Genomic DNA, 15380 nt, shown 5'->3' with positions numbered 1-15380 from the left:
TGGAGCGGCGGCATACCAAAAACGGACACCGGTTGAACCGGTGTCCGTCGACGGCAGCACGAACGCGAACACGTCCGCCCTGCCGATTCTGTTCTTGAAGCGGTTTACTTGTCTTCTTTGTCGCCGGCCTGCTGCGAAGAAGCTTTGCCGGTCCAATCGTCCGCCTGCGTTTCGACGTTCGATCCGTTTTCTTTTCTTGTCTTTTCCATCAACGTGTCTTCGCCCGCGCTTTTCTGATTCGGATCTTCGTTTGGATTGCTCATGTTGTTTGCCTCCTCGAAATGGTCTGATGTCGTTCGACAACGTATCATTACCCGTTATGAGGAGAAAATAACCTTTTTCCGTATCTTTCTCGCGCAGCCTGACCGCCGGCGGCTCAGCGTACCGACAGCCAGGCCCGTCCGCCCTGGCGTTCCACGGCGACCGGCATTTCGAAAAATTCACTCAGCTTCTCTTCGGTCAGCACGTCTTCCGACCGGCCCCGGGCGAAGATCTCGCCGCGCCGAATAAGCAGCGAATGCGAGAATACGGCGGAGATCTCTTCCGTATGATGCGTCACCAGCAGCAGCGTCGGCGCATCGCTTCGGGCCGCCAGGCGGTCGATGCTCTGCAGCAGCGCTTCGCGCGAGATAAAGTCCAGGCCGTTGCTGGCTTCGTCGAGGATGAGCAGCTTGGGCGACGCCATCAGCGCCCTTGCGATGAGCAGCTTCTGCTTCTCGCCCTGCGAACACGTCTGGTACGCCCGGCCGAGCAGATGGGCGCAGCCCAGATCTTCCATCAATCGCTGCGCTTTGCAGCGGTCTTCGCTTTCGATCTCGGCGTACAGCCCGATCGAAGCGTGGCGGCCGCTGATCACGATGTCGAGCGCCTGCTCGTTCGGCCGGATCTTCTCCTGCAGCGACGAACTGACCCAGCCGATCGATTTGCGCAGCTCGCGCAGATCGACCGTGCCGAACCTGCGCCCGAGCACGGAAATCTCGCCGCTCGTCGGCCACATATAGCCGTTGATCATGTTCAGGATACTCGTCTTGCCCGAACCGTTCAGCCCGAGCACCGCCCAGTGCTGGCCTTGTTCGACGACCCAGTCGATCCCTTGCAGAATCGTCTGTTCGCCGCGTCTCCAAGAGACGTTGTGCAATTCGATTGCCGTAGGCATGGTGTTCCTCCTTCCTGACGCTTCAGTTCCGCAGATGCTCCTGCGCGTTCGTGAATACGATGCGCCGGCGCGAGCCGTCGATCCGCCACAGATGCACGCCCGTATCGCCGGTCGCAAGCGACAGCTCCGTATGGAACGGCAGGTTCATCAGGCTGTGGAACAGCATATTGATCATCTTGCCGTGCGATACGATGCAGATACGCCGCAGGTCGGAAGTCGGGCGCTGCGACGACAGCAGCTTGGACAGAACCGCTTCCGCCCGCGCCCGGAACTGGATTTCCGATTCCGTATCGGCAAACGTGTCATACGGCTGCCGGCCGGAGACCGGCAGCGGGAAACGCAGGCGCGCTTCTTCGCGCTTAAGCCCGGCCAGCAGGCCGTTATCCCATTCCATCAATTCTTCGTCGTAAGCGACGGTCAGCTTGCACTCCTGCGCAATCGCTTCCGCCGTGCGCGCGGCGCGCTTCAACGGACTCGACAAGATCTCGTGCGGCCGATACCGCTTCGCGATCCAGGCAGCCGCAAGGCCCGCCTGGCGTTCGCCGAGCGGCGTCAATTCAAAATCCGCCCGTCCTTCGTGGCGGTCTTCCAGATCCGCCTGCGACTCCCCGTGCCGCACGACCAATAATTCCATCATCGCCGTTCATCCCCCATATGTGTCGTTATCGATTTTCCACTCACGTTATTGTCGCCTTTTTCGCGGGTTTGATCAATCGGCATATTCTATCATGAATTTTTCATATATTGATTTTTAATTATAGGAATCCCTTTTTTATCTGTTTTGGCCGTAAAAAAGAAAAAAGCTTTTTCGGGAAAATCCCGAAAAAGCCTGGATATGCGTGATAGGGAGCGGCATCATGAGAGCGGCAGTAGGCGTCAAATGAACAGTTCGTCGACGACCAGATTGCGCTCGCGCGACAAATCGTGGAATTCATCGCCGACCCGCACGAGCGGCTTGAACAGATCCGACGGATTGTTGAGAATGATCGTCCCTGTCTCTCCGCTGTTCAACCGCACTTTTTTGCCGATCAGGTTCGACATGAGATGCTGGACGAGCGCCTGAACCGGCTTCTCATTCAGCTTGCCGAAGCCGAGTTCGCTCACTTCGCGCAGGATTTCGAGCAGGGGACGCTTCGGCTCTCCCCGTTTGCTCTCGGACAGTCTCAGATATGTATCGGCGACCGCCACGATCTGCGAGTACGGATGGATATCCGGCTTGGTCAATCCCTGCGGGTAACCGGAACCGTCTTCGCGTTCGTGATGCTGCCAGGCGACGAGCGCGGTTGTCTCGTCCGCCATCGAACTGCGAATAACGTCGTATCCGTGCTTCGCATGCTTGCTCAGTTCCTGACGGTCGTAATCGGTCAAATAATCCGTTTGGTTGCGAATCGTCGGCGACACTTTGCTTTTGCCGATATCGTGCAAATAGCCGGCTTTGCTGATTGCGTAACAGTCTTTGCGCGTATAGCCGAGCCAGGTCGCGATGTAGTAGGAGAGCATCCCGACCTGCATCGAGTGGTTGTACAGGCTGACGTCTTCGCGTTCCAGCACGAGCAGCAGCGATACGACGTCGCGGTGTTGGTCTACCGTGCGCAGCAGCGGCTCAAGCTGCAGATCGACGGTCGCTTCGTCGAACTTCCCACTCGTGAGCGCTTCCAGAAAAATGGTTTGGTAGCCGCGGATTGCCAGTTCGATATGGCTCTGCATCGCGGCTCCGATTACGGAGGCGGCTCCGTTCGCCGCCGTCCGCGGCTCGATTTCGACGTAGTCGATCTTGTGGCGGTTCAGCAGTTCCGTCTCTTCGTACTTGACTACCGTTCCTCTGGGCAGTACGTGCAGCCCCGCCGAATTGAACGCGTCTTCTCTCAGCGTATCGCCGTGCTCCAGATCCGTAACATGGATTCGCAATGGACAACCTCCTCGATGTACCTACAAACTTGTTTTCTTATTATAAAACATATCGGACAAAAAGTTTTTTTTATTAGAAAGCAAGCATTAAAGCCGACTTTAGTCCGGGCTAAAGCCCGATAAATAAGGCAAATCGCCTATCCGCTTATCGTTAAAATGTTAATTAATGGATTCCGTATTCCGAACTTCAATTTTCTCGACGACTAAAAAAAGCGCTCTCTTCTTCCGATAACTGGAATATGACATAATTTTATCAGGCGTCCATAAAAAGGAGAATCCCGAATGCTTCAAGCCTGCCTCAACGGGTCGCGGACCCGCAGCGATCATCCCGCCGTGCCTCTTACCCCGGAAGAGATCGCCGACGATGCCGAAAAGGCGGTCCGCGCCGGAGCCGCCGAACTGCATATCCATGTCCGCTGCGAACGCGGCGACGAGAGCCTTGAAGCGGCCGACGTGGCCCGCACGCTGCTGGCCGTACGCGGTCGGGTACCCGGGGTGCCGATCGGCATCTCTACCGCCGGATCGTTCCTGCCGGGCAGCGGCGCGAAAATGCGGCTGCTGCGTTCGTGGCAGGTGCTGCCCGACTACGTCTCGATCAATATCCATGAAGCCGACGCCGAATGGATGATCGCCGCGGCGCTCGAACAGGGGATCGGCGTCGAAGCCGGACTGTGCGGCGAAGCCGACGCCGAACGTTTCGCCGCCATGCCCGGCTGCGGCTCGTGCCTGCGCGTGCTGATCGGGATCCACGAACCCGACCAAGGCCGGGAATCCGCCGTCGTCCGGCGGATTCGCAAAGTGCTGCAGCGGTCCGGCTGCGCGCTGCCCGTGCTGCTGCACGGTTCGGACCGCACGATGTGGCCGATGTACATAGAGGCGATGCTGCAAGGGCTCGGCGGCCGGATCGGACTGGAAGACGGAACGATGCTGCTGTCCGGCATCGCCGCCAAAGACAACGAGGAATTGATCCGCACGGCCAAACTGATCGAAGGCCGCTTCTAGCCGCTTCGCGGCGAACGACCCTGCGTCCCGTACTTCTGCCCCGCACCTTCTGTCCCCTACTTCTCCGCCAACTCCGTGCAAACCGAAAAGCCCTGCCGCCCGATCACGGGCAGCAGGGCTTGCTTGATAACGGCGTTAAACGCCTTATTCTTTGATGTTGCCGGACTGCTTGAGACGTTTGGCGATTTCTTTAAATTCGTCCGCGGAAATGCCCGGCGCGAATTCTTCGTCGATCGGCGGAGCTTCCGGAATCGGCACGCCTTTCGGCACGCCGGCGATAACTTCGAGCGGCGACCCGTCTTCCGGGTGGGTGCCTTTCCAGATCTGGTCGATCGTGTTGAAATCGTTGTCGCTCCAGGTGTACAGCTTGGTGTGTACGCCCTTCTCTTCGTATTTGCGCGCTTCGTTGAACTTGCGGTTGTCCAGCGAAGGGATCGGAATCAGCTTGGTAACGTTGACGCCGGTCGCTACTTCGAGCGCTTTCGCGTACGCGACCACATGCACGCCTCCGCGCACGAGCAGGAAGCCGACTACGGCTCTTGCCGCCGGATGATCGGTCATTTCGTATACTTTCATCTTGTGGGTACGCGCTCCGCACTCCAGGAAGAAGTTATGCAGCAGATCTTCGACCAGGTTGCCGCTGTTGAACACGTTCGCGCCGGTCCACGGATTGCCCATGGAATCGATCGGCATGCCGCCCTGCGCGCCCGCGAGGAACGGATAAGACAATCTGGCGTCCTTGACAACGTCCAGAGGCGTTTTGTCCGGATCGCCCGGCGACGTGGAGCCCTGCAGGATTTTGCCGATGCCGTGCGTAACCAGCTCGACGTGGCCCAGTTCTTCGGCCGTGATGCTCATGACGAGGTCGTAGAACGGTCTCAGCTTCGATTTGGAACGGAAGTTAAACGATTGGAAAAGATAATTGTTCAGCGTGGACATTTCGCCGAATTTGCCTCCCAGCAGTTCTTGCACGGCCGCTGCGGCATTCGGATCTGGCTTTTCGACGTCCGGAATCTCGATCATAATCTCTTCCATGCGTTTGAACATGTTAAGGCGTCCTCCCAAATGTAGACGAAATATGCTGCTACCCGCTATTACACCCCCCGGGCTTTTTCTAAACGCAAAAAGCCCCGGAACCCTGATACGGGTGTCCGGGACTTACGTGCGGCGGGGCGTCCGGGAAAACCCGGATCGCCGTCTGCGGACAGCGGTCAGACGACCGTCGTCAGCAAGTAATCGCCGTTGTTGACGGAAGATTCCGTCGTTTTGAGCACGTCCAGATAATCGGCGGAGTTCGTGACGATGACCGGGGTCGCCGTGATGTAGCCGGCCGCTTTGATCTGCTCCAGATCGAATTCGAGCAGCAGCTGTCCGGCTTCCACCCGGTCGCCTTCCTGTACTTTTTTATCAAAAAATTGCCCTTTGAGCCGCACCGTGTTGACGCCGACGTGAATAAGCAGCTGCGCGCCGCCGTCCGTCGTGATGCCGATCGCGTGTCCGGTCGGGAACACGGTCGTGACCGTGCCGGCGGCCGGGGACGTCAGGCGGCCCGAAGTCGGTTCGACGACGATGCCCTGTCCCATCGCGCCCGACGAGAAGGCCGGGTCCGGCAGGCTGTCCAGCGCTTGAATAGTCCCTTCGAGCGGGCTTGTGATCACTTCTTTTTTGAGCAGGCTGTCGGCCGCCGGAGCGGAGACCGCTTCGCGCGGAGCCGCCGATACGCGCTGTCCGTCGGTCGTAACGGCAGACGCTTTGGCGGCTTCCGCGACCGGTTCCTTGAACAGGAACAGGTTCAGCAGGGCGGCCAGCGCGAACGCGACGGCGATGCCGATCACGGTCGTGGCAAAGCCTGTTCCGACGTAGGCCGGAATGGCGAGCACGCTCGGCAGAGCGAACGAGATGGCGCGTCCGCCGCCGGCGCCGATGATGGCTGCGCCGATCGCGCCGGAGATGCAGGCCAGAATGAACGGCTTTTTATACTTCAGCGTAATGCCGTAAATGCCCGGTTCGGTAATGCCGAAGATGCCGGCAAGCGTCGCGGAACCGGACAGCGCTTTGAGATCGCGGTTTTTCGCTTTGAGGAAAATGCCGAACAAAGCGCCCGCTTGAGCCAGGACCGGAGCGGCCAGCATCGGCAGCATCGTATCGTACCCGATCGTGCCCAGGTTGCTGAGCATGATCGGCACGAAGCCCCAATGTACGCCGAAGATGACGAACACCTGCCAGAGACCGCCGGCGATCAGGCCCGCGACGATCGGGCTCAGGTTGTACAGCCACGTGTATCCGCTGGCCAGCCCTTCGCTGATGATATTGCCGATCGGGCCGAACGCCAGAAACGTGAGCGGCACGACGACGAGCAGCGTACACATCGGCACGAGAATGTTCTTGACCGACTGGTGGATAAACGACGAGAAGAACTTCTCGACGTAGGACTGTACCCAGACCGCGAGGATGATCGGAATGACCGACGTCGTGTATGTCACGAGCACGATCGGAATCCCGAGGAAGGTCAGCGCTTCCGCGGCGCCCTGCGCGGTGGCGATCGCCGGATAGACGAGCGCGCCGGCGATCGCGACGGAGACGAACATATTCGTCTTGAAGCGGCGCGAAGACGTGATCGCCAGGAAGATCGGCAGGAACGTGAACACGCTGTCGGATGCGGCGTTAAGAATCAGGTACGTGCCGGATTCAGGCGTGATCCATTCCAGCACGAGGAACAGGGCGACGAGCCCTTTGAGCACCCCGGCTCCGGCCAGCGCGCCGAGCAGCGGCGAGAAGATGCTGGAGATCATGTCGACCGCGCGGTTCAGCAGGCTGCCTTTTTCCTCGGTCGATTCGCTGCCTTCCGCACTTTCGGCGTCTTTGAGATTGCTTTGCTCCATCATGCTTTTGAACACTTCGGGCACGTTGTTGCCGATGACGACCTGGAATTGTCCGCCGCTCTCGACGACGGTGACGACGCCCGGGGTCTGGCTCAAGCCTTCCTTGTCCGCTTTGGACGTATCTTTCAATTTGAACCGCAGGCGCGTCGCGCAGTGGAACACGGAACTGACGTTGTTTTCCCCGCCTACGCCTTCGATGACTTTTTTGGCGATTTCTTGATCTTTTGCGCTCATGGGTCATGCCTCCCTGTATGAAATGGTTCGAGTTGTCTGGAACGGGCCGAGCTTGAATTTGTGCGCTTTACCGAAGAAGCAAACGGCGCCGGCTGCTGTTTGCGTCCCCGTAAAACGCAGAAAAACCTGAGCTCGTGACAGAATCGGACGGTTTGCGCGCGCAAAAATTCGGCAAAAACGTTCGTTCTCTCACCAGCTCAGGTTTTGCCTGCATGACCAGTTACACCCTGTGTCCGATAGAAGAGTTTCGTATGCAATTGTCGGTGCGACCTTATTCCTCGCCGCGCGTCGTGATACGTTGAATATGAATCGTGAGGTAGACGTATTCGTCTTTGCTGAGACATTGATGATACGTGCTTTGCAGGTAATCGTCGATCTTTTTGGCGCAGTCGAACGCTTTGGCGTAGCTGAGGCGAACCTGTTCGTACAGGAAGTCTTCCCCGCTCTCGTGCACTTCCTTGCGCAGCAGCCGCATCGAGAAATATTGCAAATGCGTCAGGAACCGCGAATAGCTCAGCGAAGACTCGTCGAGCACGATGCCGTAATGGTACGTGACGATATTGAGAATATGATGCACGATCTCCGTCATCTCCATCGTCAGCCGCATCTCCGCCCCGTCCGTGCGGGCGTTGACGATATGCAGCGCGATAAAGCCCGCTTCGTCTTCCGGCAGCCGGACCCCGACCTGCTCTTCGATCATCCGGAGCGCGTCCTGGCCGATGCCGTATTCTTTTTTGTAAAAGCGCTTGATCTCGAACAGCATCGCGTTCTTGAAGTCGATGCCTTTGCTGTGCCGTTCGATCGCGTACGAGATATGGTCGGTCAGCGACAGATACACGTTGTCGTTCAATTCTTCGCCGAGTACGGCGCCCGCATGTTCGACGATCGACTTGACCGTCTCCAGATGCGCGACCGGAATCTCGTTCAGCAGCTCGGTCAGCCGCGCCGTGAGTTCGTTCGTATTGAGCATGAAAATTTTGTCGATCTTGTGTTCGTCCACTTCGTCCCCGATGACTTTGTTGAAAGAGATGCCGCGTCCCATGACGATGACTTCTTTTCCTTTGGCGTTGCGGGTCAGCAGCACGTTGTTGTTAAGCACTTTTTCGATAATCATTGTTTTCACTCCCGACTGCAATCGCGCATTTCCGACGGCTTCGATCCCCGATCCAGGCCGTCAGCCTATAAAAAAAGCCTAAGTTAATGCAAATATCATCAAGTCGGCAGGGAATGCTCCCTACGAGTTAATAACATTTGCGTTAACTTAGGCATTGCCCGCATGACCGGTCACAATCCTGTTGTTGCGTTCATTGTAGCATAACTTATAAAGCGATTACAACATCCCTCTGCTTTTTTCCCGAAAAAAGCAGCCGGACCCTGCCGGTCCGGCTGTCCCTGCGGCGCAGCGCCCGCTTAGGGCGTCAGCCTGCGGCGGAAACCGCGTACGTCTTCCTCATAGCCGAGCGCTTCGTAGAACGCGTGGGCTTCGGTGCGGAAGCCGCTGGAGACGAGCAGGGCATACGCGCAGCGGCGCTCGCGCGCGATCCGCTCCAGTTCCTCCATCAGCAGCTTCCCGGCTTTGCGGCCGCGAAAAGCTTCGGACACGATCACGTTCTCCACGACCATGAACGGACGGCAGTCGCCGATCAGATCGTGGCAGATGACGCCCATGGCGCTGCCGGCCAACGCTTCGCCTTCGAAAGCGCCCAGCAGCCGGTAATTATGATCGGCGGCCAAAGCGGCGAACGTCTCGCGCATCTGCTGCGGCGACGACGGTTATTCGACCAGTTCGGCGTACAGCCCGGCGAGCTGCGGCAAATCGTCTTCCTCCAGAATACGAATATGGATCATGGCTTGGGATGTTCCTCCTTGGATGCGTAATCGTTCATCGGGGGTTGTCTTAAGGACGAACTTCCTTCATGGTCGGCAGTTCTCCGGTTTCGCCGGCAGGCGGAAGAGTCCCCGCAGCCGGATGAGACTGCGGCGACAGCGGACTGGCTGCCGGCCGGAGCGATGCCTCAGCCGGCAGCTCGGCCGAACGCGCGGCGGCGGGCGCCGGTTCCCGGCGCTTGTCGGGCCGGAAATATTCGACGGCCAAAATGGCGATGCCCGAAGCAAGCATCAGCGCGCCGATCGCAAAAGGCAGCCCCAGCGCCATACTCTGCTTCAAGTCCGCTTCGTAAGGCCCTCCGCCGAAGATCGCGTACCAGACCCGCGTTCCTTCCCACGAAGACATATGCGGCACGAACAGCACGGCCGCGATAAAAATGCAGCCGACCATCCAGGTGCCGCCGAGCATAAGCGCGCAGCCGATCGCGGTTTTCTTCATGCCGTTTCCCCCTTGCCCGAATGTTCGATAGTGTTGCGGTCGAGCAGATAAAGCGAAGCCGCGTCGGCGGCGCAAGCGATTCCGATGCCTGCCGCGTAGCGCGCCAGGTCGACGGCCAGGAAGCCGCGGCCGAGCACGAGCGCGCCGAACGTCGTGGATCGCAGCGCGTCGATCCATTCCGCCCGGTACAGCTGGCTGAACTCGATGCCGAAGCTCAGCAGCAGCGCGTACAAGGCGCAGACGGCCGGTCGGCTCCGCGGCGCCAGCAGCCGGATCAGCGCGTACACGAGCGCCGCCCACAGGGCGTCGCCGGCGTTGTCGGCCAGCCAGTCCGGCAGCGCGGAAGTTTCGCGCCGCGAAGCGAGGCCGAGCAGCATGGCGGCCGTCCCCGCCGCCAGATAGGCGCTTCGCCGCTTCGCGTGCAGGCGCGGCCGGTGCCGGCGCTTGCGGTCGCTTCTCATCGGGAGTCCGCTCCCGTCCGGTATTCCACGATCTCGCCCTGGGCGATATCGCTCCGGCCCACAAGTGTGCCGAACAGCGTACCGTGTCCGGTCAGGATTACGCTCGAATGCCCCGCGCAGCGGTCCAATACGCCTTCAAGGCGCCGCAGCAGCATGGCGCGGCTCTCCCACAGACGAGGTTCGCCGGCCGGATAGACGCCGCCGCAGCGGTCGTAGTCGTCGCGCAGTTCGCGCATCCGTTCTTCGCTGTCGTATTCGAACGACAGATCCGGCTGCCATTCCCGCAGATCGTGCTCGACCGCGATGTCCAGGTTCAGCCTGCGCGACAAAATGGCCGCTGTCTGCATCGCGCGCGTATACGGCGAAGACACGATCAGTTCCGCCTGCTGCAAGCGGGGATCAGCCGCCGCTTCGGCGATCTGCCGCCGGCCCCGTTCCGTCAACGGAACCAGGTCGCGTCCGTTGCCTTTGAGATTTAGCGGCTTGTACGTATGCCAATCCGGCTCTCCGTGCCGGATCATATAAAAAATCGTCAACGTCCTCTCACCTTTCCGTTATGCTTCGGGTTGCACAGCCCGCATCGGGCGTTCTTCCACTCTACCGCTCCCTCTGCCAAAAAGGAAGCGTCGTTTGTCCCAAATGCCTGCCTGCTTCGCGAAGATTCAGACGCGGGGCTTGCGGCGGTCGCGTGCCCAAGCCAAGACGGCAATCGCAAGCACCAGCGCTCCGGCGATCCACCACACATAAGCCGGTACCGCCGAAGAACCGTTATCGCCGGCTTCGGCGGAAGCCGGCGAACCGGGCGAAGCGCCGGGCAGCACATCGACCGGCTCGCCCAACTGCTGCATCGCGGCCGGCTTCACGCCCGACGCGTACGATTGATTGCCGGAGCACAGGCCGGTCGACAGCATCGCTCCGTCCTTGCCCGCGAAGACGAGATAATTCTCGCCCAGCTTGAACTCCGTTCCGCAGGACGATTCGCTCATCTGCGTCGACACGGTCGTCGTCTCGTACGCTGTCCCTTTCCACGCCGCGTCGACTTTGAACTCGTAATAGACGGGATCGGCGCTCGAACGCGTACCGTCCGCGGCCGGCGGCGTTTCGCGTCTCTCCACCGCTTGGCCCGAGAAGATCGTATCCGCGTAGCCCGCCGCTTCTTCCGTATCGACGATCGCGCAGCTGCAGGCGTAAGCGGGCTTCGCTTCGAGCGCGAAGCTTGCTCCGACGCTCACGGCGAAGATCAGCAGCGCAAACAGCAGACGAATACCGGACCGTCCGCGCCCGACAAGGCTCAATCCCTTTGCCGATCGTTTCTGTAATCGTTTTTCCGGTCTTTTTTCCAATCGTCTTGATGTCCCTGTTCCTGTAGCTTTCATGCTGCCTGCCTCCTTCATGAATGGTCTGCTTCATGTTCTAAACGCAAAAAAGGAAGCGCAAGTTGCGCTTCCTTGTCAAATCCGGCTTGATTCCGGCTTAAATCCGGCCTCACCGTCTTCGTCCCGACGCGGCTTGGCTTCGCTGCACCGCAGCCGATTTCCGTTCGTCCCGCCGCTGTCCGCGCCGGTTCGGCGGACCCGCGACGAGGCGGTAACCGACATAGCCGAGCGTCGCGCCGAGACCGTTCAAGATGAGGTCGTCCACGTCCGCCACGCCCGCTCCCGAGATGCCCTGCGCCAGTTCCAGCACCATAATCAGCGCCAGGAACCGAAGCAGAAATACCGGATAGAACCGGCATTTGCGAAACAGAATCGGCAGCAGCACGCCGAACGGAACAAACACGGCGACGTTGCCCGCCAGATTGATCAGCGGCGCCCGCAGATTGTCCCACCCGGCCGAGCGGGTGAACAGCTTGATCGTCTCGAACGGCTCCAGATTGTACCGGAAGCTGCCGAGTCCGATCTGCGACGCGCGCCCGAATCCCCAGAACATCCCGTACAGCAGCAGGGCGCCGTAGCCGAGCAGCACGAGTGCCGCCAGCAGCTTCACGGCTATATTACGGGCTTTCATACGCAAAACTCCTTATTGATTCTCGCTTCGTTCCTTGAGTTCCAGCCAGACGGCTGCCATATCCAGTTCGCCTTTGCCGCTGCGCACCGCATCGGCGTACGTCCGGTCCGCGGCTTCGGCCAGCGGCAGTTCGATGTTCCGGCGTTTCGCTTCGGCCGTCAGCAGCCCCAAATCTTTGGACAGCAGACTCACCATGAACGCCGCCGGGAACTGTTCGTTCATCCACATGTCTTTTTTGCTGGCCAGCATCGGCGTGTTGACCGCCGATTCGCCGATCATTTCGATCAGCTGCGCGCGATCAAGTCCCGCGCTTTCGCCGATCAGCAGCGATTCGGAGATGCCCTGCGCCATGACGCCGAGCAGCAGGTTGATCGACAGCTTGGCCGAGCTGCCCGCGCCGACTTCGCCGAACCGGATCGTTTTTTTGCCCAAACGATCGAACAACGGCTGACACCGCGCCACGTCGCCCTGCGCGCCTCCGGCCAGGATGACGAGCTGTCCGTTCTCGGCCGGGCCGACCGAACCGGATACCGGCGCATCCACGTAACGCCCGCCGGCCTGTTCGACCTGCGCGGCGAACGCTGTCGCTTCTTCCGGCGCGATCGTGCTCATATTGACGACGACCGTATCGGGGCCAACCCCTGCAAGCAGGCCATTCTCGCCTGCGAATACATCCTGCACAACCGAACCTTTCGTCAGCATGACGAAGACGATCTCCGCCTGCTGCGCGGCTTCGCGCGGCGAAGCGGCAAGCGATGCGCCGTCTTCGGTCAGCGGCCGAGCTTTTTCCTCTGTCCGGTTATAGACGTGCACGGCGTAACCCGCCCGCAGCAAATTGCGCGCCATCGGCACGCCCATATATCCGGTTCCGATCCAGGCCAATGTTGTCATCTTGTTCCACGCTCCTGTTCCGCGATTCGTTTTCTTTTCCCTAAGTCAGCATACCGCAATCGACGGCGAGAGTCATGTTTGCATGGGGCGCAGGACGCCGGACACGACAAAAACGCCTCCCTTGAGGGAAGCGTTCCATGTTGGCGCGGGTTGGCGCGAAAATCAGGCTTTGCTTACCGCGTCGCCCGCAAAAAAGGCTTCGAGCTGACGCGTCACTTCGGCTTTGTCGTTGTCGATCACGGTCTGGAACTGCTCTTTGGCGACCAGTTCGGCGATCTCGACCGGGAAATCCTGCACGATATCGAGCAGGCGGACCGCTTCGTCGAACTTGGCCGGATGCGCCGTCGCGAACGCCGCGGTCACTTCGCCTTCTTCGTTAAACGCTTCGTACGCCGCCACGCCGCACGCGGTATGCGGATCGAGCAAATAATCGTACTCTTTTTTGTAGCGGCCCATCAGTTCAAGTCCCTGCTCGTTTTTGGCGCCGAGCGCATGGAGTTCGGACTGCACCCGCTCCAGCAGTTCGCCTTCGATAGTGATGCCGCCTTCGCTCGCAAGCTTCGCCATGTACGCCGACACCTGCTCGGAATCTTCGTCCAGCAAATAGTACAGATAACGTTCGAAGTTGCTCGCCACCTGAATGTCCATCGACGGGCTGTGCGTTTTGCGGAACTCGCCCGGACGGTATTCGCCCGTCGTCACGAAACGCTCCAAAATATTGTTTTCGTTCGTCGCGATCATCAGTTTGTGAATCGGCAGACCCATTTTTTTGGCCAGAAAGCCCGAGAAAATGTTGCCGAAGTTGCCGGACGGCACGCTGACGTTGATCCGGGTGTCCGCCGCCTGTTCGCCGAGCTGTTCGTTGACGCGGAAATACGCATAGAAGTAATAGACGGTCTGCGCCAGAATCCGGACGAAATTGATCGAATTGATCGCGCGCAGATGATGTTCGCTTTTGAACGACAGATCGGAGAACAACTCTTTGATGATGCGCTGGCAGTCGTCGAAGTTGCCTTTGACCGACAGGTTCAGCACGTTCTCGTCGTTCACCGTCGTCATTTGCAGTTCCTGCACTTTGCTGACCTTTTCGTGCGGATGCAGAATACAGATCTTGATGCCTTCTTTGCCGCGCACGCCCTGGATCGCCGCCGCGCCCGTATCGCCGGACGTTGCGCCGAGAATATGGATAATCTCGCCGCGCGTTCGGGAGACGTACGAATAAAATTCGCCCATGAACTGCAGCGCCACGTCTTTGAACGCGAACGTCGGGCCGTGGAACAGTTCCAGAATGTAGAGCGAATCGTTGAGCTTGCGCACCGGCGTCACTTCCGGTTCGCGGAACGAAGCGTAGCTGGACTCCACCAACTGCTTCAGATCGGCTTCCGGAATTTCTCCGTTTGCGTACAGCGAGAAAATTTCGATAAACAACTCGCGGAAAGGCAGCCCCTGCCAGTGTTCCAGCGTTTCGGCCGATACGGTCGGAATCTGCTGCGGAATCATCAGTCCTCCGTCTTCGCCGAGTCCCATCAGAACGGTATCGATAAAGCCTTTCGGTTCAACTTGACCTCTTGTACTGACGTAGTTCATCGTAAGCCCCCAGTGATCGAGAATATTTCAATAATCATACCCCGAAACCGACATCGGATGACAGTCTTTTTTTGCATTTCGGCGTAAAAAGAAATCGGCGGGCTTGGTATAAGCTGCACGAAGGGCGGACTATTGTCTCTCTTGGGAGTACATTTCTTCGACTTTTTGTTTGAGCGCATGCTGCCGGTACCGGATGAACGCCGTCATGTAACGCTTCAGGACGAGCGCGTCGAACAGGCGGCCGATCGGCCCGCACCCAAATTTCTTCGCTGACGATCGGCATGGACACCCATCCTTCCTGAGTGGACATTTTCTATTGGATACGAATCTTTTTCTCGTCGTCGATTTTTGTTCGAAGGAGGTCGATCTGGGCCATCAAATAAGCGTGCCGCGACGTATCTTTTCGAACAGCAGCCCGCATCATTGCGTAAAAGACATACCGGATATAGAGCAGCGTCACGCGTACGTCTCTCCAACCCCCGGAATCCTCGTTGAAAAAGCGCGTTTTGCGTTCAAGCGGTCTGTTCATGTTCAACCTGCTTTCTATTTTGGAATTTTGCTATTAAACCCCTGGTTTCTTTTGCCGATATAAACCAAAGACTTGAAGATATGCCTACAACCTGACTTACTGGAGGATAACCCGATGAAAAAAAGACTGGCCTACGGCCTGAGCTTCGCCCTGCTGCTTGCGGTGACCGTTCCCGCTTCCCCGCAGGTGGCGCATGCCAAAGAAAAAACGTACAAAAACTGCACCGAGCTGAACCGGGATTACAAAGGCGGCGTTGCCAAATCGGCATCCGTCACCAACAAAGGCGGCAAAACGAAGCACAAACCGTTCGTGTCCGCATCCTTGTACGAGGACAACAAGAAAAAAGACCGCGACAACGACTTTATCGCTTGCGAAAAATAAGGGCTGCCTTCGGGCA

General features: G+C 58.7%; 18 protein-coding genes. 2 read left to right on the top strand and 16 right to left on the bottom strand.

From position 1 onward, the window contains the following. Positions 1-104: 104 nt before the first annotated feature. The 4 genes from FFV09_RS23880 to FFV09_RS18870 all read right to left on the bottom strand — a co-directional run bounded on the left by FFV09_RS23880 (position 105) and on the right by FFV09_RS18870 (position 3064). On the bottom strand, positions 105-263 hold the full coding sequence (locus FFV09_RS23880; protein ID WP_170315079.1) for a hypothetical protein: 159 nt from the start codon (positions 261-263) through the stop codon (positions 105-107). A 113-nt stretch (positions 264-376) separates the two neighbouring features. Continuing rightward, complete coding sequence (locus FFV09_RS18880) at positions 377-1156, bottom strand: ABC transporter ATP-binding protein (protein ID WP_141449265.1); 780 nt, start codon at positions 1154-1156, stop codon at positions 377-379. A 22-nt stretch (positions 1157-1178) separates the two neighbouring features. Further along, positions 1179-1793, bottom strand: coding sequence for a histidine phosphatase family protein (locus FFV09_RS18875; RefSeq protein ID WP_141449264.1), 615 nt, complete (start codon positions 1791-1793; stop codon positions 1179-1181). Between the two features lie 239 nt (positions 1794-2032). Then, on the bottom strand, positions 2033-3064 hold the full coding sequence (locus FFV09_RS18870; RefSeq protein WP_141449263.1) for an HD-GYP domain-containing protein: 1032 nt from the start codon (positions 3062-3064) through the stop codon (positions 2033-2035). Between the two features lie 282 nt (positions 3065-3346). On the opposite strand from FFV09_RS18870, the gene FFV09_RS18865 reads away from it, so the two are divergent. Then, positions 3347-4066: a 3-keto-5-aminohexanoate cleavage protein gene (locus FFV09_RS18865; RefSeq protein ID WP_141449262.1), complete on the top strand. Its 720-nt coding sequence runs from the start codon at positions 3347-3349 to the stop codon at positions 4064-4066. Between the two features lie 144 nt (positions 4067-4210). Here FFV09_RS18865 and FFV09_RS18860 read toward each other — a convergent pair whose 3' ends face one another. The 12 genes from FFV09_RS18860 to FFV09_RS18805 form a co-directional block, all read right to left on the bottom strand. After that, the gene (locus FFV09_RS18860) at positions 4211-5113 is read right to left on the bottom strand and encodes a manganese catalase family protein (RefSeq protein WP_141449261.1); all 903 of its coding nucleotides are present in this window, start codon (positions 5111-5113) and stop codon (positions 4211-4213) included. A gap of 164 nt (positions 5114-5277) precedes the next feature. Then, positions 5278-7182 carry a beta-glucoside-specific PTS transporter subunit IIABC gene (locus FFV09_RS18855; RefSeq protein WP_141449260.1) on the bottom strand — a complete coding sequence of 635 codons (1905 nt, stop codon included), beginning with the start codon at positions 7180-7182 and terminating at the stop codon, positions 5278-5280. A 271-nt stretch (positions 7183-7453) separates the two neighbouring features. Beyond that, a complete protein-coding gene (gene licT, locus FFV09_RS18850) occupies positions 7454-8296 on the bottom strand; it encodes a BglG family transcription antiterminator LicT (protein WP_141449259.1) in 843 nt (280 codons plus the stop codon). 296 nt (positions 8297-8592) lie between these two features. Further along, positions 8593-8937: a GNAT family N-acetyltransferase gene (locus tag FFV09_RS18845; RefSeq protein WP_141449258.1), complete on the bottom strand. Its 345-nt coding sequence runs from the start codon at positions 8935-8937 to the stop codon at positions 8593-8595. 142 nt (positions 8938-9079) lie between these two features. Continuing rightward, a complete protein-coding gene (locus FFV09_RS18840) occupies positions 9080-9508 on the bottom strand; it encodes a hypothetical protein (RefSeq protein ID WP_141449257.1) in 429 nt (142 codons plus the stop codon). Next, a complete protein-coding gene (locus FFV09_RS18835; RefSeq protein ID WP_141449256.1) occupies positions 9505-9969 on the bottom strand; it encodes a ribosomal maturation YjgA family protein in 465 nt (154 codons plus the stop codon). Before FFV09_RS18835 ends, FFV09_RS18840 begins: the two co-directional genes overlap by 4 nt. Next, on the bottom strand, positions 9966-10505 hold the full coding sequence (locus tag FFV09_RS18830) for a histidine phosphatase family protein (RefSeq protein WP_246098382.1): 540 nt from the start codon (positions 10503-10505) through the stop codon (positions 9966-9968). Before FFV09_RS18830 ends, FFV09_RS18835 begins: the two co-directional genes overlap by 4 nt. A gap of 126 nt (positions 10506-10631) precedes the next feature. Next, a complete protein-coding gene (locus tag FFV09_RS18825; protein WP_170315078.1) occupies positions 10632-11345 on the bottom strand; it encodes a hypothetical protein in 714 nt (237 codons plus the stop codon). A 109-nt stretch (positions 11346-11454) separates the two neighbouring features. Further along, positions 11455-11976: a VanZ family protein gene (locus FFV09_RS18820; protein ID WP_141449254.1), complete on the bottom strand. Its 522-nt coding sequence runs from the start codon at positions 11974-11976 to the stop codon at positions 11455-11457. Positions 11977-11988: 12 nt separating this feature from the next. Further along, positions 11989-12867, bottom strand: a complete 879-nt coding sequence (locus FFV09_RS18815; protein WP_141449253.1) for an NAD(P)-dependent oxidoreductase — start codon at positions 12865-12867, stop codon at positions 11989-11991. Positions 12868-13029: 162 nt separating this feature from the next. Then, on the bottom strand, positions 13030-14454 hold the full coding sequence (gene thrC / locus FFV09_RS18810; protein WP_141449252.1) for a threonine synthase: 1425 nt from the start codon (positions 14452-14454) through the stop codon (positions 13030-13032). A 313-nt stretch (positions 14455-14767) separates the two neighbouring features. Then, positions 14768-14983 carry a hypothetical protein gene (locus tag FFV09_RS18805; protein WP_141449251.1) on the bottom strand — a complete coding sequence of 72 codons (216 nt, stop codon included), beginning with the start codon at positions 14981-14983 and terminating at the stop codon, positions 14768-14770. 114 nt (positions 14984-15097) lie between these two features. Here FFV09_RS18805 and FFV09_RS18800 point away from each other — a divergent pair, with 114 nt between their 5' ends. Then, on the top strand, positions 15098-15364 hold the full coding sequence (locus FFV09_RS18800; RefSeq protein ID WP_141449250.1) for an excalibur calcium-binding domain-containing protein: 267 nt from the start codon (positions 15098-15100) through the stop codon (positions 15362-15364). Positions 15365-15380 lie beyond the last annotated feature (16 nt).

Origin of the sequence: Saccharibacillus brassicae (assembly GCF_006542275.1) — a bacterium.
In the GTDB taxonomy this organism is placed as follows: Bacteria; Bacillota; Bacilli; order Paenibacillales; family Paenibacillaceae; genus Saccharibacillus; species Saccharibacillus brassicae.
Note: the sequence above shows the minus strand (reverse complement) of the source record. Positions and strands in the feature narration are given on the sequence as shown.

Coding starts and splice junctions, on each gene's coding strand:
- FFV09_RS18815 (WP_141449253.1), bottom strand. CDS start 12,867: ATGACAACATTGGCCTGGATCGGAACCGGATATATGGGCGTGCCGATG.
- FFV09_RS18800 (WP_141449250.1), top strand. CDS start 15,098: ATGAAAAAAAGACTGGCCTACGGCCTGAGCTTCGCCCTGCTGCTTGCG.
- FFV09_RS18860 (WP_141449261.1), bottom strand. CDS start 5,113: ATGTTCAAACGCATGGAAGAGATTATGATCGAGATTCCGGACGTCGAA.
- thrC (WP_141449252.1), bottom strand. CDS start 14,454: ATGAACTACGTCAGTACAAGAGGTCAAGTTGAACCGAAAGGCTTTATC.
- FFV09_RS18835 (WP_141449256.1), bottom strand. CDS start 9,969: ATGAGAAGCGACCGCAAGCGCCGGCACCGGCCGCGCCTGCACGCGAAG.
- FFV09_RS18875 (WP_141449264.1), bottom strand. CDS start 1,793: ATGATGGAATTATTGGTCGTGCGGCACGGGGAGTCGCAGGCGGATCTG.
- FFV09_RS18820 (WP_141449254.1), bottom strand. CDS start 11,976: ATGAAAGCCCGTAATATAGCCGTGAAGCTGCTGGCGGCACTCGTGCTG.
- FFV09_RS18805 (WP_141449251.1), bottom strand. CDS start 14,983: ATGAACAGACCGCTTGAACGCAAAACGCGCTTTTTCAACGAGGATTCC.
- FFV09_RS18855 (WP_141449260.1), bottom strand. CDS start 7,182: ATGAGCGCAAAAGATCAAGAAATCGCCAAAAAAGTCATCGAAGGCGTA.
- FFV09_RS18840 (WP_141449257.1), bottom strand. CDS start 9,508: ATGAAGAAAACCGCGATCGGCTGCGCGCTTATGCTCGGCGGCACCTGG.
- FFV09_RS18825 (WP_170315078.1), bottom strand. CDS start 11,345: ATGAAAGCTACAGGAACAGGGACATCAAGACGATTGGAAAAAAGACCG.
- FFV09_RS23880 (WP_170315079.1), bottom strand. CDS start 263: ATGAGCAATCCAAACGAAGATCCGAATCAGAAAAGCGCGGGCGAAGAC.
- FFV09_RS18880 (WP_141449265.1), bottom strand. CDS start 1,156: ATGCCTACGGCAATCGAATTGCACAACGTCTCTTGGAGACGCGGCGAA.
- licT (WP_141449259.1), bottom strand. CDS start 8,296: ATGATTATCGAAAAAGTGCTTAACAACAACGTGCTGCTGACCCGCAAC.
- FFV09_RS18845 (WP_141449258.1), bottom strand. CDS start 8,937: ATGCGCGAGACGTTCGCCGCTTTGGCCGCCGATCATAATTACCGGCTG.
- FFV09_RS18865 (WP_141449262.1), top strand. CDS start 3,347: ATGCTTCAAGCCTGCCTCAACGGGTCGCGGACCCGCAGCGATCATCCC.